At 67.0% G+C, this 25,457-nt stretch carries 20 protein-coding genes, 1 tRNA gene and 2 pseudogenes; 10 read left to right on the forward strand and 13 right to left on the reverse strand.

The genetic code is table 11. From position 1 onward, the window contains the following. Nucleotides 1–247 precede the first annotated feature (247 nt). Genes Q4E25_RS07170 through Q4E25_RS07185 form a run of 4 tightly spaced genes read right to left on the reverse strand, consistent with a single transcriptional unit; the run spans nt 248 to nt 3,610 of the window. Nucleotides 248–1,060, reverse strand: coding sequence for a PHB depolymerase family esterase (locus Q4E25_RS07170; RefSeq protein WP_303155825.1), 813 nt, complete (start codon nt 1,058–1,060; stop codon nt 248–250). Between the two features lie 11 nt (nt 1,061–1,071). Next, the gene (locus tag Q4E25_RS07175) at nt 1,072–2,007 is read right to left on the reverse strand and encodes a metal ABC transporter permease (protein WP_303155827.1); all 936 of its coding nucleotides are present in this window, start codon (nt 2,005–2,007) and stop codon (nt 1,072–1,074) included. Continuing rightward, nucleotides 1,985–2,686, reverse strand: coding sequence for a metal ABC transporter ATP-binding protein (locus tag Q4E25_RS07180; protein ID WP_303155829.1), 702 nt, complete (start codon nt 2,684–2,686; stop codon nt 1,985–1,987). Before Q4E25_RS07180 ends, Q4E25_RS07175 begins: the two co-directional genes overlap by 23 nt. Next, nucleotides 2,687–3,610: a metal ABC transporter solute-binding protein, Zn/Mn family gene (locus Q4E25_RS07185; RefSeq protein WP_303155832.1), complete on the reverse strand. Its 924-nt coding sequence runs from the start codon at nt 3,608–3,610 to the stop codon at nt 2,687–2,689. A 71-nt stretch (nt 3,611–3,681) separates the two neighbouring features. Here Q4E25_RS07185 and Q4E25_RS07190 point away from each other — a divergent pair, with 71 nt between their 5' ends. Beyond that, entirely contained in the window at nt 3,682–4,767 is a 1,086-nt protein-coding gene (locus tag Q4E25_RS07190) for a LacI family DNA-binding transcriptional regulator (protein WP_303155835.1), read from the forward strand. On the opposite strand, the gene otsB is transcribed toward Q4E25_RS07190, so the two are convergent. The 5 genes and pseudogenes from otsB to Q4E25_RS07215 all read right to left on the reverse strand — a co-directional run bounded on the left by otsB (nt 4,764) and on the right by Q4E25_RS07215 (nt 9,477). Further along, a complete protein-coding gene (gene otsB, locus Q4E25_RS07195) occupies nt 4,764–5,510 on the reverse strand; it encodes a trehalose-phosphatase (RefSeq protein ID WP_303155837.1) in 747 nt (248 codons plus the stop codon). The two genes, Q4E25_RS07190 and otsB, sit on opposite strands and share 4 nt — an antisense overlap. A gap of 17 nt (nt 5,511–5,527) precedes the next feature. After that, nucleotides 5,528–6,034, reverse strand: coding sequence for a hypothetical protein (locus tag Q4E25_RS07200; RefSeq protein ID WP_303155840.1), 507 nt, complete (start codon nt 6,032–6,034; stop codon nt 5,528–5,530). Continuing rightward, complete coding sequence (locus tag Q4E25_RS07205; RefSeq protein ID WP_303155843.1) at nt 6,022–7,467, reverse strand: trehalose-6-phosphate synthase; 1,446 nt, start codon at nt 7,465–7,467, stop codon at nt 6,022–6,024. The genes Q4E25_RS07200 and Q4E25_RS07205 overlap by 13 nt, the downstream gene beginning before the upstream one ends. A gap of 9 nt (nt 7,468–7,476) precedes the next feature. Beyond that, nucleotides 7,477–7,716 (reverse strand): annotated as a pseudogene (locus tag Q4E25_RS07210) (hypothetical protein); the annotation flags it as partial. Between the two features lie 51 nt (nt 7,717–7,767). Further along, a complete protein-coding gene (locus Q4E25_RS07215) occupies nt 7,768–9,477 on the reverse strand; it encodes a threonine/serine exporter ThrE family protein (protein ID WP_303155845.1) in 1,710 nt (569 codons plus the stop codon). A gap of 135 nt (nt 9,478–9,612) precedes the next feature. Between Q4E25_RS07215 and Q4E25_RS07220 the strand changes: the two genes are divergently transcribed. From Q4E25_RS07220 to Q4E25_RS07235, 4 genes are all read left to right on the forward strand, one after another. Next, nucleotides 9,613–9,685: transfer RNA gene (locus tag Q4E25_RS07220), tRNA-Thr, on the forward strand. A gap of 350 nt (nt 9,686–10,035) precedes the next feature. Next, nucleotides 10,036–11,778 (forward strand): pyruvate dehydrogenase, encoded by a 1,743-nt coding sequence (locus Q4E25_RS07225; protein WP_303155848.1) that lies wholly within the window; start codon nt 10,036–10,038, stop codon nt 11,776–11,778. Nucleotides 11,779–11,926: 148 nt separating this feature from the next. Beyond that, nucleotides 11,927–12,631 (forward strand): response regulator transcription factor, encoded by a 705-nt coding sequence (locus tag Q4E25_RS07230; protein ID WP_303155850.1) that lies wholly within the window; start codon nt 11,927–11,929, stop codon nt 12,629–12,631. A gap of 2 nt (nt 12,632–12,633) precedes the next feature. Next, on the forward strand, nt 12,634–14,082 hold the full coding sequence (locus tag Q4E25_RS07235) for a cell wall metabolism sensor histidine kinase WalK (RefSeq protein ID WP_303155853.1): 1,449 nt from the start codon (nt 12,634–12,636) through the stop codon (nt 14,080–14,082). A 4-nt stretch (nt 14,083–14,086) separates the two neighbouring features. Here Q4E25_RS07235 and Q4E25_RS07240 read toward each other — a convergent pair whose 3' ends face one another. Continuing rightward, nucleotides 14,087–14,509 (reverse strand): HIT family protein, encoded by a 423-nt coding sequence (locus tag Q4E25_RS07240; protein ID WP_303155855.1) that lies wholly within the window; start codon nt 14,507–14,509, stop codon nt 14,087–14,089. Between the two features lie 34 nt (nt 14,510–14,543). Here Q4E25_RS07240 and purD point away from each other — a divergent pair, with 34 nt between their 5' ends. Continuing rightward, nucleotides 14,544–15,830, forward strand: coding sequence for a phosphoribosylamine--glycine ligase (gene purD / locus Q4E25_RS07245; protein ID WP_303155857.1), 1,287 nt, complete (start codon nt 14,544–14,546; stop codon nt 15,828–15,830). A 226-nt stretch (nt 15,831–16,056) separates the two neighbouring features. On the opposite strand, the gene Q4E25_RS07250 is transcribed toward purD, so the two are convergent. Both Q4E25_RS07250 and Q4E25_RS07255 read right to left on the reverse strand, forming a co-directional pair. Continuing rightward, nucleotides 16,057–18,018: an alpha/beta fold hydrolase gene (locus Q4E25_RS07250; protein ID WP_303155860.1), complete on the reverse strand. Its 1,962-nt coding sequence runs from the start codon at nt 18,016–18,018 to the stop codon at nt 16,057–16,059. A gap of 110 nt (nt 18,019–18,128) precedes the next feature. Next, complete coding sequence (locus tag Q4E25_RS07255; RefSeq protein WP_303155863.1) at nt 18,129–19,040, reverse strand: alpha/beta fold hydrolase; 912 nt, start codon at nt 19,038–19,040, stop codon at nt 18,129–18,131. A 145-nt stretch (nt 19,041–19,185) separates the two neighbouring features. Here Q4E25_RS07255 and purB point away from each other — a divergent pair, with 145 nt between their 5' ends. Further along, nucleotides 19,186–20,625, forward strand: a complete 1,440-nt coding sequence (purB, locus tag Q4E25_RS07260; protein ID WP_303155865.1) for an adenylosuccinate lyase — start codon at nt 19,186–19,188, stop codon at nt 20,623–20,625. 51 nt (nt 20,626–20,676) lie between these two features. Here purB and Q4E25_RS07265 read toward each other — a convergent pair whose 3' ends face one another. Then, on the reverse strand, nt 20,677–21,576 hold the full coding sequence (locus Q4E25_RS07265; RefSeq protein ID WP_303155867.1) for a serine/threonine protein kinase: 900 nt from the start codon (nt 21,574–21,576) through the stop codon (nt 20,677–20,679). 71 nt (nt 21,577–21,647) lie between these two features. Here Q4E25_RS07265 and Q4E25_RS07270 point away from each other — a divergent pair, with 71 nt between their 5' ends. From Q4E25_RS07270 to Q4E25_RS07280, 3 genes and pseudogenes are all read left to right on the forward strand, one after another. Beyond that, nucleotides 21,648–22,532: a phosphoribosylaminoimidazolesuccinocarboxamide synthase gene (locus Q4E25_RS07270; protein WP_303155869.1), complete on the forward strand. Its 885-nt coding sequence runs from the start codon at nt 21,648–21,650 to the stop codon at nt 22,530–22,532. A 28-nt stretch (nt 22,533–22,560) separates the two neighbouring features. Beyond that, nucleotides 22,561–24,667 (forward strand): annotated as a pseudogene (locus Q4E25_RS07275) (S9 family peptidase). 88 nt (nt 24,668–24,755) lie between these two features. Next, the gene (locus Q4E25_RS07280; RefSeq protein WP_303155871.1) at nt 24,756–25,433 is read left to right on the forward strand and encodes a DUF2334 domain-containing protein; all 678 of its coding nucleotides are present in this window, start codon (nt 24,756–24,758) and stop codon (nt 25,431–25,433) included. Nucleotides 25,434–25,457 lie beyond the last annotated feature (24 nt).

Raw genomic sequence — 25,457 nt, forward strand, 5'->3', positions numbered from 1 at the left:
CACACCCGGCCATGAGCCGCCACTCAGCACCAGCCCCCAAGGAGGCGCCACAGCACCCAGCAGACACCACGCACCCAGCAGGGGAACCGGCTTCCCGGTTCCTCTACACGCCGTGCCCAAGCACGGTGAGGCATTCGAAGCCTTGGGCATCCGCAGCGCCACTGATGCCGGGTGCGTGCGCGCGATACGGCGAGACGCTGGCGCGCGGTTCGGCGGTGATGCGCGCGGTTGAGCAGGTGGGCTTCGGCTAGCGCAGCCCGAAGAAGCGGCCCACCACATCCGCGGCTAGGAAGCTATCGGTGTTCGGCCCAATACGCGGGTCCAGCTCCTTGCCCGAGGGGATGACGTGGCCGGCGCCCAGCATGGTCCAGAACTCGACGGGGTTCTCGCCCTCCCAGGTGCGCACCTCGACGTCCGGGTAAGGGCGCGCGAGCACCGGCTCGGCGGCGGCGCCGTTGAGCTGCGCCATGTGCTTGGCGGTCCACAGCGCAGAGGTCACCCGGCCCCGCGTTCGCTGCGGGTCCAGGCCCGCCACACCGCCCTCGTAGGGCGCGTACGGGTCCGCCGTCCCATGCATGAACATCAGCGGGGTGGGCCGATACGCGGAGTCCGGGTTGCTCGGGGCGTGGTTATCGCCCTCGCCCAAGGTGGAGGCGAAGACGCAGGCGGCGTGGAGGAGGCCGGGGGCGTCGAAAAGCAGGCGCAGCACCATCTGCCCGCCGTTGGAGTAACCGCAGGCGAAGGTGCGCTGAGTGCCGTAGCGCCGCTGGGCCAGGGAGACCAGCGCGCGGGTGAAGGCGATATCATCGACGCCCAGCTCCCGCGCCTTGACCGGCAGCTGCCGACGGTAATCGTTGAAGTGCCGGTCCACCCCATCCGGGTAGATGAGCACGCAGCCGGTGCGCCGGGCGAGCTCGTCAAAGGTGCCGTCGGTAAAACGGCGCATCACCGAGCCCGACTGCAAGGAGCCGTGAAAGAACAACAGCAGGTCCCGCGGCTTTTCAGGCTCCACCACGGTGAAGGTGCGCGTTAGGCCGTCAATCTCCAGCGTCTCTTTCATGAGGAGACAGTCTAGTGGCTGGTGTGGTGCTCATCGCCGGCGCCCCGGCCTTCGCGGTCGCCCCGGAAGAAGCGGGCGGCAGCGACGTCATCGCGCACCGCCGCACGCCCGCGCCGCCAGCCCACGAAGCGGCAGAGCAGATAGATAACAAAAGAAATCGTGGTGACAAACACCGAGACCGGCAGCCCCGGCGCCAGCGAGAGCACGAAGCCACCCACCGCGGCCACCTCCGCAAAAAGCGTGGACCACAGCACCGCCTTGACCGGCGAGGAGGTAATCTGCACCGCTGCCGCCCCCGGCGTGATGAGCAGCGCCATGACCAGCAGCGAGCCCACAATCTGTACCGACTGCGCCGCCGCCAGGCCCACCAGCACGGCGAAGAAGACCGAGATGAGCTTGACGTTGACCCCCGCTGCCTGCGCCATGACCGGGTCGGCGGAGGCAAAAAGCATGGGCCGCCACAGCAGCGCCACCGCCACCACAATGATCACCGTGGTCAACGCCAACAGCCGCACTGAGGCCGCGGACACGCCGACGATTTGGCCGGTCAGCAGCGTCATGGCGGTCGTCGCGTTGCCGGGGTAGAGGTGCAGGAAGAGCACGGACAAGCCCAACCCAAAGCTCATCACTACGCCGATGGCGCTGTCCTGCTGCCCGCGCAGCCCCAGCACCGCCAGGATGATGGCGGCCACCACCGCGCCCACTAGGGCGCCGGCGCCGATGTTGAGCCCGAAGAGCAGCGCGGCCGCCGCGCCCATGAGCGCGAGCTCCGAGGTGGCGTGCACCGAAAAGGACATCTGCCGCAGCACGATGAGCGAGGTCATCACGCCCGAAAGGATGCCCAGCAGCGCGCAGGCCACAAGCGAGGACTGCACGAAGTCCACCCCCAGCAGGTACTGGGTGTCGTGCCAGAAATTAGACAACCTAGACAACGATGAGTCTCCCATCCACGGTGATGACGTTAACCTTGGAGCCGTAGAGCTCGCTGAGCACCTCCGAGCGCATGACCTCGCTGACCTCGCCGTACATGTGCCCGTGCGGGGCGATGTAGAGCACCTTGTCCACCACGCCGAGCACCGGGTTGATGCCGTGGGTGACAAAGATGACCGAGGTGCCGCGCTCGTGGCGCCAGCGGTCGAGCTTGGCCACCGTGTCCTTTTGGCGGGCGGGGTCGAGGGAGAGGAGGGGCTCGTCGGCAAGCAGCAGCTGCGGGTCGTTCGCCAGCGCCTGCGCCTGCCGGATGAGCTGCTGCTGGCCGCCGGAGAGCTGGCCCACGCGGCGCTTGGCGATGCCCTCCGCGCCGACCTCCGCCAGCAACTCATCCACACGGCCGAGCGCCGGGCGACGCCCCTTAAACACCCCGTGGGCCAGTGAGAGCGAGACGAGGTCGCGGGCGCGCAGGGGCAGATCGGGCGGGAACATGCGCTGCTGCGGGATGAAGCCCACGCGCGAGGTGACCTCGACGGAGCCGGCGCTGAGCTGGCGGGTGCCCAGGATGGTGCCCAGCAGGGTGGACTTGCCGGCGCCGTTGGGGCCCAAAACGGCGATGAACTCCCCGCTGTCCACGGAGAGGTTCAGGCCGGACCACAGCGGCTCGACGGCCGCGTTATGAAATTGAACTAGCACTTAAATCGCTTCGAGTGAGGAGACGGCGTGGTCGTAGTAGTCGAGGAAGTTGGTGCCCTCGGGCGGGGTCTCGCCGATTTCCACGATGGGGATGTGGCGCTGCTCGGCGGCGTCGTGAATGCGCGTGGCGATGTCCGTCTCGGTCTGCGGGTTGTACACCAAGAGCTCGACCTTGTCTTCCTTGATGGCCTGGAGGAAGCGCGCGAGGTCGGCGGCGGTGGGCTCGCCCTCGGAGACGGTGGCCTTGCGGTAGCCCTCGGGGGTGACGTCGGTGCTGTCGGTGTACTTCATGATGTAGTCCGCGATGGGCTCGGTCTGCGCGTAGTCCACGGCGGGCAGCTGCATGAGGCGCTGCTTGATGCCTTCGACGCGTTCGACCAGCGGCGCGGCGCTGGCATGGGCCTCGGGGTTGGCTTCGTTGACGAGGTCGGCGACCTCGCTGGCCACCTTCTCGAGTGCGGCGGCGTCGTACCAGATGTGCTCGTTGCCGTCGATGTTGGTGATGGAGTCGCGGTCCTGCTTGGCCTCGGCGGCGCTGACGACGTCGGGCTGCTCGTCGAGTGCGCCGTGATCCGTGAGGGGGAGGGCGGAGATGATGTCGTCCTGGTTGCTCACGGCCTGGTAGAGCCAGGAATCGTAGCCGCCGCCACCGACGATGAGCACGTCGGCCTCGTTGGCCTTGGCCAGGTCCGCGGCGGTGGGTTCGAAGTGGTGGGGGTCCACGCCGTTGCCCTTGACGATGGGCTCGACCTCGATGTCCACGTCAGCCTGCGCGGTGTCGATGACCGCCTCGGCCACGTCGGCCCAGATGGAGGTGGAGGCCACGACGGTGATCGTGGAGTCCTGCGGTTCGGCGTCCGTGGCGCAGCCGCTGAGCAGGGCGGCCGTGGCGCTGAACGCCAGGAGGGAGCGTGTAGGGTTCATGCCTTCTACTATCGCGTTGTTGAAAATAGCTGTCAAATGGAAATGGATTGAAAATGGTAGGCTAAGCAACCATGGTCAAACAGCCCCGCGCCACCCTTGCCTCGGTGGCCGCCGCGCTGGGGGTGTCCCGCACCACCGTCTCCAACGCCTACAACCGGCCGGATCAGCTCGCCCCCGATACCCGCGAGCGCATCCTGGCCGCCGCCGCAGCGCTGGGCTACCCGGGCCCGGATCCCACCGCCCGCAGCCTGCGCACCCGCCGCCAGGGCTCCATCGGCGTGCTGCTGACGGAGCACCTCTCCTACGCCTTCGAGGACATGGCCTCGGTGGACTTCCTCGCCGGGCTGGCGGGTGCCTCCGACGGCACCAACATCACGCTCATTCCCGCCGGGCCGGATACCGCAAGCAGCCAGGCCCAGGCCGCGGAGCTCATCGGCGGGGCGGCGGTGGATGGCTTCGTGGTCTACTCGGTGGCGGCGGGGGATGCCTACCTGGCCGCTGCGCAGCGCCGCGGCCTCCCGCTGGTGGTGTGCGATCAGCCCACAGACTCCGGGCTGCCCTTCGTGGGCATCGACGATTACGCAGCGATCGCCCCGGCCGCCCGCGCGCTTGTCGATGCCGGCCACCGCCACATCGGCATCCTCGCCATCCGCCTGCACCGCGAGCGCCTCGACGGGCCCGTCAGCCCGCAGCAGCTGGGCAGTGCGGACATGCACGTGCAGCGCTCCCGCGTGCTCGGCGTGCTCGATGTCTTCGCAGCCGCCGGCCTAGAGCGCGAAGCGATCCCCGTGGTCACCCGCCACATCAACGATCCCGCCACCGCCCGGGCGGCCGCCGCGGAGTTGCTGGACGCGCATCCGGAGCTCACCGCGGTGTTGTGCACCACGGACTCGATGGCCCTCGGAGTGCTCAGCGTGGCGCGCGAGCGTGGGCTGCGGGTGCCGGAGGATCTCTCCGTGACCGGATTCGACGGCATCTCCACCGCGCTGCTGGCGGATCTCAGCACGGTGATTCAGCCCAACAAGGACAAGGGTGCTGCCGCCGGGCGGATGCTGGCCAGGCTCATCGCCGAAGGGCCCGGCGAGGATTGGGGCACCAGGGAGCTGCTGCCCACCAGCTTCCACGCCGGGCGCACCGTGGGCCCGCCGCGCGCCTAGTGTGCCGCTAGAAAGTCGGCGCGGGCGCGGGCCAGCTCCTCGAGGAAGTCGGCCACCCCGTCCAGGTCCGCCACCCGGTGCTGGGCCAGCGTGTCGCCTTCGCCCACCTTCACGCCCAGGTCCTGCGGCTGGTGGAGCACGGCGAAGCCGTCCTCGTCGGTGGTGTCATCGCCCAAGAAAACCACCGCGGTGGCGCCGACCTTGGCGCGCAGCTTCTCAATCCACGTGCCCTTGGTGTCAGCGGTGGCGGAGTACTCGACGATGGACTTGCCCACCGTCTTGGGGAATCCCCCGGCATCGAGCGCCGCGGCCTCCTCGTAGGCCTGACGGGCCGCCTCCGGGTCCCGCTGCTCCAGCTCGCGCACGTGCAGCACGCGCTGGAAGGGCTTGATCTCCAGGCCCGCGCCGTAGCGCTGCGCAATCTCGCGCAGCTCGGCCTCTTTGGTGGCGAGGTGGGCACGCATGGCGTCGTCAAGCTGCGCCGGCTCCCAGGAGGACTCTGCGCCGTGCGAGCCGCCCAGCAGCACCGGCTCGCGCAGCGGGAAGACCCGCTTTAGCCCGTCGAGGTGGCGGCCCGAGAGCGCGGCGACGGTGGTCCGCGGCAGCTGCGCTAGCCGCTCCAGCGCGGCAATCGAGCGCGGGTGGGGCTTGACGGCGTAGATGTCGGTGTCGTGGCCGGCCAGGGTGCCGTCGAAGTCGGAGACCACGGCCAGATGCTCGGTGGAGGCGAGTTCTTCAAACATGCCTCCCAGCCTATCCTTTACAGGGCGGTCATCTGGATGCTGGGGGAGTCCACGGCACCGGTGCGCAGCGTGAGCACCAGCTGGTTGTTGGGGTCGAGGGTGAAGTCGAACTCGTGGCCCTCACTGATCAGGTTGTGCATGAGGTTATGCGCCCAGCTCGAGGAGCCCTCGCAGGGCTGGCGGGGCGCGTCATAGCGCACCGAGTCCACGCGCATAGCTTCCGCGTCGCGGATGTTGGCTGGCTTGTCCTCCGCGCTGAAGGAGACTTCCGCGGTGAAGGCTGCGCAGCCGGTATCGCCCACCACGCTGCTCTCCCCGAAGCTCATCTGCGGCACGGTGGCGATACCTCGCGGGATCCCCGAGGGCGCGTCCGGCGCGGTGTACAGGCCGATGACCTGCCACTGCTTGCCCACAACGCCCGCGTCACCCCGCGGTGCCGGGCCCTGCTCCTCGCTGCCGCAGGCGCCGAGCCCCAGGGCAGCCACGGCCGCTGCGGCGCACAGCGCCGCCCTTAGCGTGCGCATCGGGCCTCCTCGAGAGCGCCAAGGAAGGACTGGGACCAGCGGTCGACGTCGTTGTCCAGCACCTGCTGGTGCATCGCCCGCATGCGCTCGGCCATCATCTCCGGCTGCTCGTCGAGTGCTTTGATGGTAGACAGCAGCGCCCGCTTGACCGACTCAATGTCGAAGGGGTTGCACAGGCTGGCCTCCTGCAGCTCTTGGGCGGCGCCGGCGAACTCGGAGAGCACCAGGGCCCCGGAGCCGTCAGCGTGGCAGGCCACGTACTCCTTGGCCACCAGGTTCATGCCGTCTTTGAAGGGGGTGACTAGCATGACGTCGGCAAGCCGGTAGTAGGTGCGCAGCACGTCCTTGGGCACGCTGCGGTGCTGGTAGTGCACCACGGGCGCGCCCAGGGAGGCGAAGCGGCCGTTGATGCGGCCCACGGCCTCCTCCACCTTGGAGCGGGTGGCCTGGTAGTGGGAGATGCGCTCGCGCGAGGGGGTGGCCAGCTGCACCAGGGTGACCTCCCCTGGGTTAAGCGCCCCGGTATCCAACAGCTCCTCAAAGGCGGTCAGCCGCTGCAGGATGCCCTTGGTGTAGTCCAGGCGGTCCACGCCGAGGATGATGTGGCGGGGCGCGCCGAGGTCAGCGCGCAGCTGGGCCACGGAGGCCTCGTCAGCCTCGTCGAGGTGCGTGAACTCCCGGGTGGAGATGGAAATGGGGAAGGCCCCCACGCCCACGCGGTGGCCGTTGGCCATGCGGATGTGGGCGGTGACCTCGCGGGTGGAGACCTCCCCCTCGACGTCGAGGCCCTGCAGGCGGGCCAGCTCGAGGAAGTTGCGGGCGTTGGATTCTAGGTGGAAGCCGATGAGATCGGCGTTGAGCAGCCCGCGCACCAGCTCCTCACGCCAGGGCAGCTGGCGGAAGAGATCCGGGGAGGGGAAGGGGATGTGCAGGAAGAAGCCAATGGTGAGATCGGGGCGCAGCTGGCGCAGGATGCCGGGCACGAGTTGCAGCTGGTAGTCCTGCACCCACACGGTGGCGTTATCGGCGGCCACGGCGGCGACCTCGTTGGCAAAGCGCAGATTGACCTCGCGGTAGGCCTCCCACCAGTCGCGGTCATAGACGGGGGTGACGATGAGATCGTGGTACAGCGGCCACAGCGTGGCGTTGGAAAAGCCCTCGTAGAAGGACTCGTAATCCGCCTGGGTGAGCTTGACGGGGTGCAGGCGCACGCCGCGCTCGGTGGTGAAGGGCTCGGGGGCTTCGTCGGCCACGCCGGGCCAGCCCACCCAGCAGCCCTGGTGCGCTTCCAGAACGGGGGACAGCGCGGTGACCAGGCCACCCGGGGAGGCCTTCCATTCGCGGGTGCCGTCGGGTTGGGTTTCCAGGTCAACCGGGAGGCGGTTGGCCACCACGACAAAGTTGTTGGTGCGTTCTGCGGAGTGGCCAGACATGATGATTTACGCCTTCTTCGTGGCCTTCTTGCGGGTGGTCTTCTTCGGGGCGGCGTCGGCATGCTCCGCCAGCACCTTCTTGTGCACCAGGCCCTCCGGCTCGACGCCAAGCATGGACATCAGCGTCACGCCGTCGAGGAAATCCTCCGCGTAGGTGGCAACGATGCGGCGCGCAGCGCGGGCGGTCTCTTCCTCAACTGCGTGAGTGTTGTCAACAGCGGGCTGAGTATCAGTGACCTTGGGTGGCACGTCGTCCTCCAGAACTTAAAAGGGGAAAGCTTTCAAACCTCGCATTCTACGCTATTGCTCGGCGTCGTGTGTGCCCGGCACCGTGTACCGCGGCCGGTCGGGCCGGGATTGCTGGCCCGGCTGCGGCTGCGCGGGCCACTGAGACGTTGCCGGCCACATGTCGGTGACGGCCTGCCACTCCTCGGTGGCCGCCTCGGACTGCTGGAAGCGGGCCTGCTGTGCGGGCGTGGGCGGCTGCGGGCCCTGCTGCGGCGGCGGGGCCGGGAAGTTTTGACGCGGGGCAAAGGGGGACATCGGCACGCGCGGGATGCGGGCGCGCTGCGCAAGCCGGGTGGCCCGCATGAAGGAGAAGGCGCCCATGCGCTTGAAGGTGGAGTAGGGGCGGAAGTACTGCGGGCGTCGCAGGCGGCGGGCCACGCGCTCACCAAAGACCACACCCGCGGCCAGCGCGCCGGCAATGGCCAGCGCGGAGGTGAGGTTGATGAGGCCGGTGATGATCTGCTCGTTGAGCGAGGCGTACATGCCGCGGTAGAGCGTCAGGCCCGGCAGCATCGGGGTGTAGCCCACGATCATTGTGATGAGCGGCGGCATGACGTAGCGGCGCGAGAGCAAGCCGCCGGCCAGGCCCACCGCGATGGCGGAGAGTCCGGAGGCCACCACGCCGCCCACCCCGAAGGTGATGACCACGACGTAGTAAAAGATCATGCCGGCTGCGGCGGTGAGCCCGGAGATGGTGACTTCCATGATCGTCGCGCCCAGCGCCAGGGCGAAGGCCGCCGAGCCGATGCCGCCGCAGATCACCAGCAGCGGCAACTCGTGGTAGACCGGCGGGGCCAGGGTAGCCAGCGGCGGCAGGCTGAAGTTGAGCCAGGCTGCGCACTGGATGCCCATGCCGATGCCGCCGATGATGGCGCCGGTGGACATCAGCGCCTCGAAGAAGCGCGCGGCGGAGGTGACGGGGGCGCGCGTGATGCCGTCGACGAGGCACTGCACCAAGGTGAGTCCCGCCACCAGCACGATGATGCCTGAACCGATGATCTGCGAGGGTAGCATCGAGATGCCAAAGCTGGCGAAGATGTTGTAGAGGATCGCCGCCGGCAGCACCGCGAGGAAGCCACCCACGATGTTCTGGTAGAAGGGCGGCAGCCGGTAGCCGGCCAGGAAGGTGTTGGTGCCCATGATGAGCACCGTGATGCAAAAGGTCACAATGCCTACGAGGGCGTCGCCACCCAGCATGACGGAAAAGGCGCTGCCCATCACACCCCAGCCGGCCAGGATGACCGGGGTGGAGTAGGGGTTGTGCATCTGGTCAATCTCGTCGAGGCGTTTTTCCGCCACCGCCGGTGGGGTGGCGCCGGACTGGATGGAGTGGATGAGCCGGTCCACCGCGGAGAGTTTGGTGAAGTCCACGGAGATGCTCGGCGCCACGCGGAAGACGTGCAGGTTCTGGCGGTTGCTGCCGGTGCCGATGGCCGTGCTGATGGTGATTGTGTTCATGAGGATGGACACGTGGCAGTAGTGCAGGCCATAGGAGGAGGCCACGAGGTGGACCTGCGCCTGGGTGTCGGAGTTGGCCGTACCCGCGGTGATGAGGATGGCGCCCACGCGTGCGGCGATCTCCATGACGCCGGTGACTTGGGCGGGGTCGGTGAGGTCGACGGGGGCCAGCGGGGAGGGCGGCGGCGCGGCCTTGGCGGCATCGATGGTGGCGACGCGCTGGGAGGCCCGTAGGCGCTCCCGCATGGTGGAAAAAACAGACACTCCGATTCCTTGTGAACGCACGCTCTACAGTTGCCCCTGCACTCTATCTTTTTGGCCCTGCGGCTGCATCTACCGCTTGGCCGTTTTTAACCCGGCGGGCTCTCGGGTACGATGCTTGCAGCGGTTATCCGCGGTGCTGGAGTGGCGCAATCGGTAGCGCAACGCACTTGTAATGCGTAGGTTGCGAGTTCAAGTCTCGTCTCCAGCTCAATACCTGTGGCGCCCGTGACGCCCCTGGCGCCGCTTGCCGACGCCGCCCTACACCGCCGCGCCCGACTTCGGATTGGCCCGAAACAGCCACCCCGTCACCGCGGTGAGCACCAGCATGCTCGCGGCCAGCACCCCCACCGTGGTGAGGTAGGCCTGCGTGTAGGCCCCGCGGCGTGCATGTCAAGAAACTGTAAAGAACGCGCTAGCCGGATTCAATTCAGCAAAACCTGCCCTGTGGTGCGAACCATAGGTAACCCTAAGTGTGAGAATAGCGCGCCTTGGTGGCGAGAACTGGGTGGGAGCAGGAACACTGGGGTTCAAGATTAAAGCAAAAGAAAGGCGGAGAAAATGGCTCGCAATTACGCACAGCAGCTCGTCCAGACCCTCGAGGAACACGGCGTGAAGCGCATTTATGGCCTGGTGGGTGACTCCCTTAACCCCATCGTGGACGCCGTGCGCAAGTCCTCCATCGAGTGGGTGCACGTGCGCAACGAGGAGGCCGCCGCCTTCGCCGCCGAGGCGGATTCCTTAAGCACCGGCCAGCTCGCCGTGTGTGCGGCTTCCTGCGGCCCCGGCAACACGCACCTTATCCAGGGGCTGTACGACGCCCACCGCAACGGCGCCAAGGTCCTCGCCCTGGCCAGCCACATCCCCTCCCGCCAGATCGGCTCCACCTTCTTCCAGGAGACCCACCCGGAGAAGATCTTCCAGGAGTGCTCCGGCTACTGCGAGATGGTCAACTCGGCGGATCAGGGCTCCGTGGTGCTGCACCACGCGGTGCAGTCCACCATGGCGGGCAAGGGCGTGTCCGTCCTGGTCATTCCCGGCGACGTCTCCACCCACGAGGCCGAGGATGACACGTTTACCTCCTCGGTGGTCTCCTCCGGCCGCCCGGTGGTCTTCCCGGATCCGGCCGAGGCGGCAGCCCTGACCCAGGCCATCAACGAGGCCGAGACCGTCACGCTTTTCGTCGGCGCCGGCGCCAAGGACGCCCGTGAGCAGGTGCTGGCCCTGGCGGAGAAGATCAAGTCCCCCATCGGCCACGCTCTGGGCGGCAAGATGTACATCCAGTATGACAACCCCTTTGACGTCGGCATGTCAGGCCTGCTGGGCTACGGCGCCGCGCACGAGGCCACCCACGAGGCGGACCTGCTCATCATGCTGGGCACGGACTTTCCCTACAATGACTTCCTGCCCACCAAGAACGTGGCGCAGGTGGATATCGACGGCTCCCACATCGGCCGCCGCACCCGCATCTCCTACCCGGTGACGGGTGATGTGGCCGCGACCATCGAGAACATCCTGCCGCACGTGGAGGAGAAGACGGACCGCAGCTTCCTCGACCGCATGCTCAAACTGCACTGCGACAAGCTGACTAGCGTGGTGGAGGCCTACACCAGCAACGTGGAGAAGTCCAAGCCTATCCACCCGGAGTACCTGGCAGACATCATCGATGAGGAAGCGGCCGAGGACGCCATCTTCACCGTGGACACCGGCATGTGCAACGTGTGGGCCGCCCGCTACATTACGGCCAATGGGCGCCGCGAGCAGCTCGGCTCCTTCCGCCACGGCACCATGGCTAACGCCCTGCCGCAGGCCATCGGCGCCCAGGCGGCTAACCCCGGGCGCCAGGTGGTCACCTTTTCCGGCGACGGCGGCCTGTCCATGCTCATGGGCGAGCTGCTCACCGTGAAACTGCACAACCTGCCGGTGAAGATGTTCGTCTTCAACAACTCCTCGCTGGGCATGGTCAAGCTGGAGATGCTGGTGCAGGGCCTACCGGAGCACGAGACGGACCACGCGCCGGTCAACTACGCCAAGATCGCCGAGGCCGCCGGCATCAAGCACGTGCGCATCGAGGACCCGGCCACCGCGCGCGAGCAGATCCGCGAGGCCCTGGCCTTCGACGGGCCCGTGCTGGTGGATATGGTCACCGACCCCAACGCGCTCTCCCTGCCGCCGACACTGACCTTCGAGCAGCTCATGGGCTTTTCCAAGGCGGCGACCCGCACGGTCTTCGGCGGAGGCGTGGGCCGCATGCTGTCCATGGCCAAGTCCAACCTGCGCAACATCCCGGCCTCCCTTTCCTAGGGGCCAGCCGTTCACAGCCAGCGCACAGACTTTGCTCAGTACCCTTGATAGGCGGAGTGCCATAATGCTCTCTTTGAGTAAAGATGTGCCTGAAGGCGGCGTCGGCAAGCACGGCGTCGTGGGGTAGCAGAGGAAGGAAAGCGGGACAATGGAAGATTCCAAAGAGGTCAAGGTTCTCGTTGTTGATGACGAGCCCAACATCGTCGAACTTCTCACCGTCTCCCTGAAGTTTCAGGGCTTCGACGTGTACAGCGCCAACAGCGGCACCGAGGCGCTGCGCGTGGCGCGGGAGGTCAACCCCGACGCCTACATCATGGACGTCATGATGCCCGGCATGGACGGCTTCGAGCTGCTGGGCAAGCTGCGCCAGGAGGGCCTCGACGGCCCGGTGCTCTACCTCACCGCCAAGGACTCGGTGGACCAGCGCATCCACGGCCTGACCATCGGCGCGGATGACTACGTGACCAAGCCCTTCAGCCTGGAGGAAGTCATCACCCGCCTGCGCGTCATCCTGCGCCGCGGCGCAAACGCCGAAAGCGACGGCGGGGACGCCACCATCACCTACGCGGATCTCACACTGAACGACGACACCCACGAGGTCACCAAGGCCGGGGAGATCGTCGAGCTTTCGCCCACCGAGTTCAACCTGCTGCGCTACCTCATGCAGAACAAGGAAGTGGTGCTCTCCAAGGCGAAGATCCTGGACAACGTGTGGCACTACGACTTCGGCGGTGACGGCAACGTGGTGGAGTCCTACATCTCCTACTTGCGCCGCAAGATCGACACCGGCGATACCCCGCTCATCCACACCGTGCGCGGAGTGGGCTACGTCCTGCGCATGCCCCGCTCCTAGACATGAGCGCAGAAGAAGCCCCCCAGCCGGTCCGCTCGCCGCACTCCGACGTCACCCTGCTGGGCGCGACCACGCCGCGCCGCCGCTTCCAGTGGCCCAAGGCCCTACCGCTGCGCACCTGGCTCTTGGTGCTCATGGTGCTGGTCTCCGGCCTGGGGCTGACGGGCTCCTCCCTGGCGGTGTCCTCCATCATGCGCGACGTGCTCTTCTCGCGCATCGACCAGGAGCTCACCGAGGCCACCCACACTTGGGCGCACAACCTGAGCACCGCCGCCCTGGTCTACGACAGCGGGCAGCGCCCGCCCACGGAATTCGTGGCGCTGGTCTATCAGCCCGACGGCTCCTTCCTCTACACCGGCCCGGACACCTCCATTCCTGACGTGCGTGATCTCTACGTCGGCGGCAGCCCCGAGACCGTGCGCTCGCTCGAGGGCAACAACGAGTGGCGCGCCATCGCCGTGGAGGACGAGGGCAACGTGCTGGTCGTGGCCAAGGACCTCACCACTGACCGCTCCACCCTGCGCGGCCTGGCCATGGTGCAGATCATCATCACCGCCGTGGTCATGCTGCTCATCGCCTTGGTGGGCATGTGGTTCATCCGCCGGGCCCTGCGGCCGCTGCGCGTGGTGGAAAAGACCGCCTCCCAAATTGCCGCGGGTGACCTGGACAAGCGCGTGCCTGAGTGGCCGGCGCACACCGAGGTGGGCCAGCTCTCCGCCGCGCTCAACATCATGCTGGGCCAGCTGCAGCGCTCCGTGGTGGACGCACAGGAGAAGGAGGAGCAGATGCGCCGCTTCGTCGGCGACGCCTCCCACGAGCTGCGCACGCCGCTGACCAGCCTGCACGGCTATGCCGAGCTCTACCGCTCCGGCGCCACCCAGGACGCGGACTTTGTGCTCTCCAAGATCGACGCCGAATCCCAACGCATGTCCCTACTAGTGGAGGATCTGCTGGCGCTCACCCGCGCGGAGGGCACGCGGCTGGATCTGCGCGACGTCGACATGCTCGAGCTCGTACTCTCCGTGGGCTCCTCGGCGCGCGCGGCCTTCCCCGGCCGCGAGATTCAGGTGCGCAACGAGGCCCATGACATCCCCGTGGTCAAGGGCGACCCGGACCGCCTGCACCAGGTACTGCTCAACTTGGTCTCCAACGGCATCCGCCACGGCGGCGAGGAAGCCGTGGTCACACTGGTGGTGCGGGAGGAGGCCGAGCATGTGCTTATCGACGTCGCCGATGACGGCAAGGGCATGTCGCCTGCCGACGCCGCCCACATCTTCGAGCGCTTCTACCGCGCGGATACCTCCCGCACGCGCGATACCGGCGGCTCGGGTCTGGGGCTGGCCATTGTGAAGTCCCTGGTGGAGCAGCACGGAGGCAGCATCTCGGTGGCCTCCGAGCTGGGCGAGGGCTCAGTGTTCACGCTGAGCCTGCCCAAGGCAGCGGCGGAATAGCCGGCTAGCGGCGGCCTTCCTCGTCGGTGCCCAGGTGCTGGCGGATGCGCGCTGCGGCCTCGTCCATGGCGGCGGGGTCGGTGCCGTCGGCAGCGTAGGCCTTGGCAAAGTCGTACTCCTCCATCTTCTCGGTGGGGAAGAGGTGGATGTGGGTGTGCGGCACGTCGAAGCCGGCGATGATGTAGCCGGTGCGCGGGGTGTCGAAGGCGGTCTTGATGGCCTCGCCGATCTCCAGGGCGACCTCATTGAGGTGCAGCCAGGTCTGCGGCTCGAGGTCCGTCCACTTGTCTACCTCCTCGATGGGCACCACGAGGGTGTGGCCGTAGCGCAGCGGCTCGATGGAGAGGAAGGCCACGCAGGTCTCGTCGCGGTAGACAAAACGGGCAGGCAGTTCACCGTTGATGATCTTGGTAAATACAGAAGACATGGTCACTAGGCTACCGCCCGTTAAGATGTACGGCATGCGCATTCTTGTTATTGGCTCGGGCGGCCGTGAACACGCCCTTCTGAAAGGCCTGAAGGCAGATTCCCTCACCACCGACCTGCACGTCGCTCCGGGCTCCCCGGCCTTTGCGGAGATCGCCACCGCCCACCCGGAGTACACCGATGTCGACTCCCCGGCCCGCATGCTGGAGCTGGCGCAGAAGATTGAGGCTGAGCTCGTCGTCGTGGGCCCGGAGGTCCCGCTCGTGGCCGGCGTGGCGGACGCCCTGCGCGCCGAGGGCATCGCGGTCTTTGGCCCCAGCAAGGCCGCCGCGCAGATCGAGGGCTCCAAGGCCTTTGCCAAGGACGTCATGGCCGCGGCGGGTGTGAAGACCGCGCGCGCGGAGCAGATCGCACCGGGTGCCGCGGAGGCGAACATTGAGGCTGCGCTGGACCGCTTCGGCCCGCAGTTCGTGGTGAAGGACGATGGCCTGGCAGGCGGCAAGGGCGTGGTGGTCACCGCTGAGCGCGCTGCTGCCCGCGCGCATGTCGACGCCGTCTTGGCCGCCGGCAACCCCGTCCTGCTGGAGTCCTTCCTCGACGGCCCGGAAGTGTCCCTGTTCTGCCTGGTTGATGGCGAGACCGTCGTGCCGCTGCTGCCCGCGCAGGACCACAAGCGCGCCTACGACAACGACGAAGGCCCAAACACCGGCGGCATGGGTGCCTACACCCCGCTGCCGTGGCTGCCTGCCGAGGGCGTGCAGCGCATCGTCGACGAGGTCTGCGTTCCCGTGGCCAAGGAGATGGTCAAGCGCGGCACCCCGTACTCGGGCCTGCTCTACGCCGGTTTGGCCTGGGGTGCTGAGGGCCCCGCGGTGGTGGAGTTCAACTGCCGCTTCGGTGATCCGGAGACCCAACCGGTGCTGAGCTTGCTGCGCTCCCCGTTGGCGGCCGCGCTCAACGCCACGGCCACGGGCACGCTGGCTGAGCTGCCCGCCCTGGAGTGGGAGGACGGCTTTGCTGTGACCGTGGTTTTGGCCGCGGAGGGCTACCCGGCCTCGCCCCGCAAGGGCGATGTCATCCGCTCGGCGGATCTGGCCGATACCACCAAGATCCTGCACGCCGGTACCACCCGCGAGTCTCGCGGCGGCGAGGACGTTGTGGTCTCCAACGGCGGCCGCGTGCTCAACGTGCTGGGCAAGGGCGCCACGCTGGCCGAGGCCCGCGCCGCCGCCTACCAGGTCCTCGACGGCATTGAGCTCGACGGCGCCTTCTTCCGGAAGGACATCGGCCTGCGCGCCGAGAAGGGCGAGATCAGCATCTAGCGCTCTCCCGCCCGCCGGCCAGCGACCAGATTGACGGGGAAGGCCTCAAAAACTGCGGTTTTGGGCGCCTTCCCCGTCAATGTGGTCACCGCGGAAGCAACGTAGGACACACCCAGCACTACTCGGCGGCCCACGTAAGAGCAAAGCCCCGGGGCCACAGGCAAACACTGTGGTCCCGGGGCCTAGTCAAAACGGGCCTGAGCCGCGTATCCCGGCGGTGAGAGACTTACCAGGGCAGCAGCTCCTGCAGCCTTTTCTGCCACTGGCTGACATCAGGTCCCAGCCACCAGACGACGGCTGCGATGATAGTCGCCACACCAGAGAACGCAGCGAAACCGATAAGCCACGGGTTGGCGCCTTCGGAGCTGGACTCAGCGGAGCCCTCCGGCTTGGGGGTTGGCTTAGGCGTTGGTTTGGGCGTGGCGGAGGTGGTGCTGCTTGACGACACCGTGGTCGTGGGCGTGCTTGACGACGACGCCGTGGTCGACGTGCTCGGCTTGGTGGAAGGCTCGCTCGGCTTCGCGGAGGTGGTGCTCGGCTTGGTGGTGGGCTCAGTGGAGGTTGGCTCGCTCGGCTCGGAGCTCTCGGTAGAAGTCGGCTCGGTGGAGGTTGGCTCGCTCGGCTCGGAGGACTCGGTGATGGACGGCTCGCTCGGCTCGGAGGGCTCGGTGCTGGAAGGTTCGGTGGAGGTCGGGGTCGGCGGCACCGGCGCCTCGACATTCACGCGCACGGCGGCGGTGCCCGTGCTGCCGTCCGGGTAGGTCAGCTCCACCGTGAGCTCATGCTCGCCAGCGCTGACGTCCTCGTCGGCGTTGAGCACCCAGGTGCCGTCGAGGTCGGAGAGGTGCCAGGAGGGGGCGTCGGCAAGCGCAAGCGTGGTGTCCTCCGGGAGATCGGCGAGGTTGGCGATGGTGAGCGTGGTGCCGCTGCCCGGCTTAATGGTGGCGGGCTCGGCGGTGATCTCCGCCGACGCTACTTGGGCGGGCATGGCCAGCGCCTGCACGGTGAGGGTGACCGGCTTCATACCGTTGACGGAGACGTCGACGGGAATGTCGGTCCACCGGCCGGTCTCCTGCCCGTCGATGGGATCGAGGGTGAGGGAGCCGTCGGCGTTCTGGGTGGCGGACCAGCCCGCGGGCAGCTTCGGCGCGGTGATCCTCGTGCGGCCCAGCTGATCGGCGTTGCTCACCGTGACCTTGGTGCTTTGTCCAGCCGGGATGATGTGGCTGCCCTCGATGACCGGCAGCGGAACCATGGACTCCGCATCCGGGCCGCAGATGGGCTGGGTCATGTGCGGGGTGCGCGAGAGGCCCCAGGCCATGAGCTGGATGGTCTCCGTAGACATGGGCATGCGCGGGTGGGCGGAGAGAGCGGAGTAGCCGCAGGCCTCGTCGGCGTTGACGTTGACCACCCAGCCTTCCTCGCCCTGCAGGACGCTGGAGATGTTCTTGCCGTAGGGCGCCTCGTTCTCAAAGGCGTAGTCCGTCACCGTGGTATCGCGCGGGGAGTAGGCGGCGGTGTAGATGATGCCTGGGGAGGTGTCCTTGAGCTTTTTGAGCTCGGAGATCTGCGGTGTCTCGCCGGCATCGCCGATAACCTGCTGGAAGCCGGCCGTGCCGATGAAGCCGCGCCAGAACTTCGGGGCGGAGTCAAACATCCCGCGCAGCCAGCGGGCACCGTTGAAGTCCGTACCGCGGAAGTTGGCGCCCAGGGTGATGACGCGATCGACCTTATCGGCGTGGCCGAGCTGCTCGATGTACTTCTTGGCCATCATGCCGCCCTGCGAGTGGCCGATGATGCTGACCTTCTCCGCGCCGGTCTTATCCAGCACGTTCTGGATGCCGGCTTCGACGTCCAGGCCGGCGGCGTCGAGATCCCCCTGGGCGTAGCCCACCTTGCCGGCCTCCTTGCCGTAGTTGAAAGCGTAGGTGCAGTAGCCCAGCTCAGCCAGGTAGTTGGAGGCTGCCTTCCAGTCGTTGACGCTGGTGGAGGTGCCGTGGAGGAAGACTACCGGGTAGGAGTTGTTGGTGGGCGTGCAGGTGAGGTCGTTGAAGGCCGCCCCGGAGATGCGGGGAAGCTGGGTGGCTTCCGCCGTCACCGCCTGGGCCGGGGCAGCGAGAGAAAAGACGAGAACCGAGGAAGTCAGCGCGGCGAGAACCCTGCGCGCATGGAAACGAGAGGTAGTCACGGATGCGACTTTACCTGAATCTATGCTTAACAAGTAAAAAGAAAAACTTGCTTACCAGGGAAAATGGTGCAGATCACGGCTACGGGCGCCGCGGGTCACAGTGACGGTGCCTAGGCGGCGCACTCGGGCTGAGTCTCGGAGGGGGTGCGCGACAGGCCCCAGCCCACCAGCCGGATGGTTTCCGGGGACATCGGCATGCGCGGGTGCGCGGAGGGGGCGGAGTAGCCGCAGGCCTCGTCGGCGTTGACGTTGACCACCCAGCCCGCGGGGCCCTCCAGGATGCTGGAGATATTCTTGCCGTAGGGCTCCTGGCCGTCGAAGGCGTAGTTGGTCACGGTGGTATCGCGCGGCGAGTAGGCGGCGGTGTAGACGATGCCCGCGGAGGTGTCCTTGTGCTCGTTGAGGGCGGCCATCTGCGGGGTCTCGCCGGCATCGCCGATGACCTGCTGGAAGCCGGCGGTGCCGATGATGCCGCGCCAGAAGCCCGGGGCGGAGTCGAAGAGCCCGCGCAGCCCGCGGGAGCCGTTGAAGTCCGTACCGCGGAAGTTGGCGGCCAGCGTGACCACGTGGTCGACCTGATCGGCGTGGCCGAGCTGTTCGATGTACTTCTTGACCATCATGCCGCCCTGGGAGTGGCCCACCAGGTTGACCTTCGCAGCGCCGGTGACGTCCAGGACGCTCTGGATGCCGGCTTCGACGTCGCGGGCGGCGGCGTCGAGATCGCCCTGGGCGTAGCCCACCTTTCCGGGTTCCTTGCCGTAGTTGAAGGCGTAGGTGCAGTAGCCCTGCTCGGCCAGGTAGTTGGAGGCGGCCTTCCAGTCATTGATGCTGGTGGAGGTGCCGTGGAGGAAGACAACGGGGGAGCTGCCGTTGCTGGGGACGCAGGTGGGATCGTTGAAGGAGGCGCCGGGAACCTGGGGGAGTTCCGTGGCGGTCTGACTGGCGTGGGCGGGGGCGGCGAGCGCGGTGAGGGCCGTGGACGCTGCTAGAACAACAAGAGTCTTAGGTAAAAAGTTTTGCACCTGTTGACTATAAGCACGATTTATATTCACTGTCCTGTTGTCGGTAGCGGCCGGCGGGCAAAAGCCGAGGATGTAGCCGGCCGCGGTGATGATAATCACTCCCGGCAAACCCAGGAATGCCAAGTGTAGCCCCCAACGTGGAATAATGAGCCACGTGGCTGAAAAGAAGAACATTTCCAACGTCCTGTCCGCTCGTTACGCATCCCCGGAGATGGCTGAAATCTGGTCCCCGGAGCACAAAATCATCCTGGAGCGCCAGCTCTGGATCGCCGTGATGAAGGCCCAGAAAGACCTGGGTGTGGACATCCCCGCTGAGGCTATCGCCGCCTACGAATCCGTCATCGAGGACGTCAACCTCGAGTCCATCGCCGAGCGCGAGCGCGTCACGCGCCACGATGTCAAGGCCCGCATTGAGGAGTTCAACGCCTTGGCCGGCTTTGAGCACATCCACAAGGGCATGACCTCCCGCGACCTCACCGAGAACGTCGAGCAGCTGCAGATTCTGCGCTCGCTGGAGCTGACCCGCAACAAGGCCATCGCGGTGGTCAGCCGCATCGGCGAGCGCGCCGCCCAGTACCAGACCCTGGTCATGGCCGGCCGCTCCCACAACGTCGCCGCCCAGGCCACCACCCTGGGCAAGCGCTTCGCCTCCGCCGCGGACGAGCTCCTGCTGGCCATCGAGCGCGTGGAGTCTCTGGCAGAGCGCTACCCGCTGCGCGGCATCAAGGGCCCCATGGGAACCTCCCAGGATATGCTCGACCTCATGGGCGGCTCCGAGGACAAGCTCGCCGCGCTGGAGACGCGCATCGCCGATCACCTGGGCTTTAGCCGCGTGTTCAACTCGGTGGGCCAGGTCTACCCGCGCTCGCTGGACTTCGACGCTATTTCCGCCCTGGTGGAGCTGGGCGCCGCGCCTTCCTCCCTGGCCACCACGATTCGCCTCATGGCCGGCAACGAGACCGTTACCGAGGGCTTCAAGGAGGGCCAGGTGGGTTCCTCGGCCATGCCGCACAAGATGAACGCCCGCTCCTGCGAGCGCGTGGGCGGCTTCCAGGTCATCCTCCGCGGCTACCTCACCATGGTGGCGGATTTGAGCGGCCAGCAGTGGAACGAGGGCGATGTCTTCTGCTCCGTCGTGCGCCGCGTCGCGCTTCCCGACGCCTTCTTTGCCATCGACGGCATGTGTGAAACCTTCCTCACGGTGCTGGCGGAGTTCGGCGCCTTCCCGGCCATGATCGACCGCGAGCTCGAGCGCTACCTGCCCTTCCTGGCCACCACCCGCATCCTCATGGCCGCGGTGCGCGCCGGCGTGGGCCGCGAGACCGCCCACGAGGTTATCAAGGAAAACGCCGTGGCCATGGCGCTGGACATGCGCGAGAACGGCGCGGAGCAAAACCTCATCGAGCGTCTGGCTGCCGACGATCGCCTGCCCCTGGACCGCGCCGCCCTCGACGAGGCCCTCTCCGATAAGCACGCCTTCATCGGTGCCGCCGAGTCCCAGGTCACCCAGGTGCTCAGCCGCATCAAGGCCCTGGTGGATCAGCACCCGAAGGCCGCGGCCTACACCCCGGGCGAGATCCTCTAATCAGCTCGAGCTAGAACTGAATCAGCTCGAGCTAGAGCAGAAGAGACGGAACTAGAAGCCCGGCAGCTGCAGCTGGGGCAGTTGCAGCTGGGGCAACTGGAGCACGGGCAGCTCGAAGCCGCCGAAGGAGACTCCGTTGACGGCCATGTAGCCGCCCACCAGCAGCGCGGCTAGCGCAAACATGCCGCCCACCACGAGCACGCCGGTGGAGGAGCTATCCAGCGGGGATTGCGTCTTGCCCGGGATGTCGATCTCCGGCACCGGCTGGTAGCCTTCCACAGCACCCTTCTCCTTGAGCAGCGCGATGCACTGCTCCCAGGCCTGCGCCTGCGCGGGGTAGCCGGCGGTGGCGTTGAAGGCCTCGACGGCCTCCGCCTCCTGCGCCTGGTGCTTCTTCAGCACCTTCTTCATCGCATCGCTGAAATCGCGGCCGGTGCTCAGCAGCGGAACCCGCGGCTGGCCGCCCTTGGCGGTGAAGGCATCCATCTGGGTGCGCGAGCCGTTGATGGAGTACTCGGCGCGGGCCTGCAGCAGCGTCTCGGAGGAGGCCACCAGGGCCTCCGGGTTGTTTGCGCCCACGGCGATGAGCAGGATGTCGCTGGCGTTGTAGCCCTTGGCCCGCAGGGCCGCGGCCGCGGTGGCGTAGCCGGGCAGCTGGGTCACGTTAGGGGAGGTAAAACCGGAGAAGTCCACGCCGGGCACCTGCGCCTGAATCTCCTCGGCGGTGGCGCGGATGGTGGCGATGTAGCCTTCGCGGACGGCGTCGGCAGCCGCGCGGTCCTCCGCGGAGGGCTCCACGGTGCACAGCCACTGCCCGTGGGCGGATTCGCGCACGGAGGTATCGGGGGCGGCCAGCGCCTGGGGGACGCTCAGGCTCCCCAGGGCAAGCGTGGCGGCGGTTAGGACTGCAGTGCTTCGAGTGGTGTAGCGAGCGGTGTATCGAGTGCGCACGGTGGGCTCAGGCTCCTAGAGAGTTCGGCATAAGATCTCTTGGCAGTTTAGGCGGGGTTAGGATGGTTGTCATGCGTCCAGAGCTTTCTTCTTATACCCACCTTGCATCGGGCAAGGTCCGTGACATTTATGACGTCGATGAGAACACCTTGCTCATGGTGGTCTCCGACCGCATTTCCGCCTATGACTACTCCCTGGATCCGGCCATCCCGGACAAGGGCAAGGTGCTCACCGCCACCTCGAAGTTCTTCTTCGACGCCATCGACTTCCCCAACCACCTCGCCGGCCCGCTCGATGACGAGCGCATCCCCGAGGAGGTCCTGGGGCGCGCCATGGTGGTGAAGAAGCTGGAGATGCTGCCCTTCGAGTGCGTGGCCCGAGGCTACCTCACCGGCTCCGGCCTTAAGGAATACAAGGCCACCGGCAGCGTGTGCGGCGTTGAGCTGCCGGAGGGCCTGACAGAGGCCTCCCGCCTGCCGGAGCCCATCTTCACCCCGGCCACCAAGGCCGAGCAGGGCGAGCACGATGAGAACGTGTCTTTTGAGGTGGTCGTCGCCAAGCTTGGCCAGGAGCGCGCCGAGGAGCTGCGCGCGGCCACCCTGCGCATCTACGCGGAGGCCGCGGCCATCGCCGAGTCCAAGGGCATCATCCTGGCGGACACTAAGTTTGAGTTCGGCCTGGACTCCGAGGGCACCCTCATCCTCGCCGATGAAGTCCTCACCCCGGATTCCTCCCGCTACTGGCCGGCCGATTCCTACGAGGAAGGCAAGGTCCAGCCCTCCTTTGACAAGCAGTACGTGCGCGACTGGCTGACCTCCCCGGCCTCCGGCTGGGACAAGGATTCCGAGACCACCCCGCCGCGCCTGCCGGAGGACGTCGTGGCCGCCACCCGCGCGCGCTACATTGAGGCCTACGAGCGCCTCTCAGGCCAGCGCTTCGAGGATTTTCTGGCGTAGCTACGGCGAGTCACTAAAGTAGGGCGGCATGACTGAATTAACCCCACCCCGTGCCGCCCATCACCCCATCACCCGTGAGTTCCACGGCCGCAGCTTCGTCGATGATTTCGAGTGGCTGCGAGACAAGGAATCCCCAGAGACCCTGGAATACCTCAAGGCGGAAAACGCCTACACCGAGGCCAAGACGGCTCACCTGGAGACCCTGACGGAAAACATCTTCCAGGAGGTCAAGTCCCGCATCAAGGAAACGGACATGTCCGTGCCCTCCCGCCGCGGGGATTTTTGGTACTACGGCCGCACCGAAGAGGGAAAGAACTACGCCTATAGCTGCCGCATCCCGGTGGAGCAGGGTTCCGATCCCTGGACGCCGCCGGTCATCCCCGAGGAAGGTCGCCCGGAGGGGGAGCGGGTGCTTCTCGACGCCAACCTGCTCGCCGAAGGCCACGAGTTCTTCTCCTTGGGTGCCTCCGTGGTCAGTGATTCCGGCAACCTGCTGGCTTACTCCGTGGACTACGCCGGCGACGAGCGCTTCGAGCTCTTCATCAAGGACCTGCGCACCGGCGAGCTGCTGGAGGATCACCTCGAAGGCATCTTCTACGGAGCAACTTGGGTGGGCGATGAGTACATCTTCTACTCCACGGTGGATGAGTCCTGGCGCCCGGACACCGTGTGGCGCCACAAGGTGGGCACCGCGCAGTCGGAGGACGTCGTGGTCATGCGCGAGGAGGACCCGCGCTTTAGCATCGGCGCGGGCAAGACCCGCAGCGAGAAGTTCCTCGTCATCGTGGCCAGCTCCAAGCTCACCTCCGAGTTCTGGGTGCTGGAGCAGTCCAACCCCGAGGGCGAGTTCCGCTGCCTGTGGCAGCGCGAGTCCGGCGTGGAGTACGACGTCGACCACGCCGTGGTGGGCGGCCAGGACTACTGGCTGGTCACCCACAACGTCACCGGCCCCAACTACGAGTTGGGTTATTGCCCGCTTGGCGGCACCTCCTCGCTGCCCTCCCTGCGCGAGCTCACCGTCCTCATGCCGCACGAGGACACCGTGCGCCTGGAGGGCGTGGATTGCTACCGCGATCAGATCGTGGTGGGCTACCGCCGCGGCCATCATGGACGTGCGCTCCGGCTGGGGCGAGTTCACCGAGCTGGACTTCGACGAGGAGCTCTACACCGTGGCCGTGGGCGGCAACCCGGAGTGGGACGCCCCGGTGCTGCGGGTGAGCTACACCTCCTTCCTGCAGCCGGCGCAGCTCTTTGACTACCGCGTGGCCACCGGCGAGTACACGCTGCTCAAGGAGCAGGAGGTGCCCGGCGGTTACGAGAAGGACGAGTACGTGGCCTACCGCTTGTGGTCCCAGGCCCCCGACGGCACCGAGGTGCCCGTCTCCGTGGTGCACCGCGCGGACCTGGACCTCACGCAGCCCAACCCGGCGCTGCTCTACGGCTACGGCTCCTATGAGGCCAGCATGGACCCGTACTTCTCCGTCTTCCGCCTCTCGCTCATGGACCGCGGGATGATCTTCGCCATGGCGCACGTGCGCGGCGGTGGTGAGATGGGCCGCACCTGGTATGACGAGGGCAAACTGCTCAACAAGAAGAACACCTTCACGGATTTCATCGCGGTGGCCGATGACCTCATCGCGTGCGGGCTGACCGCCCCGGACCGCCTGGTGGCGGAGGGGGGCTCGGCCGGCGGCCTGCTCATGGGCGCGGTGGCGAACATGGCCCCGGACCGCTTCTGCGGCATCCAGGCCAACGTGCCCTTTGTGGACCCGCTGACCTCCATCCTCATGCCGGAGCTGCCGCTGACGGTGGTGGAGTGGGAGGAATGGGGGGATCCCTACCACGACCCGCAGGTCTACGACTACATGAAGAGCTACGCGCCCTATGAGAACGTCACTGCCCAGGACTACCCGGATATCCTGGCGCTGACCTCGCTCAATGACACCCGCGTGCTCTACGTGGAGCCGGCCAAGTGGATTGCCAAGCTGCGGGAGGTGGCCACCGGCGGCGAGTTCCTGCTCAAGACGGAGATGGTGGCCGGCCACGGAGGAGTCTCCGGCCGCTACGCCAAGTGGCGCCAGAACGCATTCGAGTACGCCTGGACCATCAATAAGGCCACGGGCGCGACCGAATAGCGCGCGCGGAGCGCACGCTCTGCCTACCGCAAGGAAGCGCGCGCTGCTCGCCGCGCGAAGCGCTGCTTCCTGTGCGATAATTTTTTCCATGCATGGCCACCTCCTGGTTTCGATTTCCAGTATTTTCGACGACACCCGAAAGCAGGCGGCTAGCCTCTTGAGCCAGCTGGACCGGGAGGAGATCCCGGTCTCCCTGTTGGTTGCTCCGCACATCGACGGCAACTGGCACCTGGCCAAGGATTCCTCCACCCTGGGCTGGCTCAAGGAGCAGGCGGACAGCGGCCGGGTGCTCATCCTCAACGGCTTTGATCAGGCAGTGCAGGGCCGCCGCGCGGAGTTTGCCAATCTGGACACCCACGAGGCCCGCCTGCGGCTCAAGGGCGCGACCCGCCAGATGGCCAAGCTGGGCTTTGAGCCCACCATCTTTGCCCCGCCGCGCTGGCGTATGTCGGAGGGCACCCTGGCCGCGCTGCCGGAATTCCCCTTCGAGCTGGCGGCCTCCACCCGCGGCGTGCACGAGCTGCGCAACGGCAAGCTGCACCAGGCGCGCAACCTCTCCTTCGGCGAGGGCTTCGGCGCTGCGAAGTGGTGGCGGCGCAACATCATCCGCGCTGCCGAGCGCTCCGCCCTGCGCGGCAACACCGTGCGCCTTTCGGTCTCCGGCCGCAACCTTAATGACCGCAAGGTGGTCGCGGACTTCCTCAAGGCCGTGGAGCGCGCCGCGCTGGCCGGCGCCAAGCCTGCCGATTACAGCGTCTACCTCTAGATCGGCGCTGCCTCACGCCGCCCC

This window comes from Corynebacterium sp. (assembly GCF_030532325.1).
In the GTDB taxonomy this organism is placed as follows: domain Bacteria; phylum Actinomycetota; class Actinomycetes; order Mycobacteriales; family Mycobacteriaceae; genus Corynebacterium.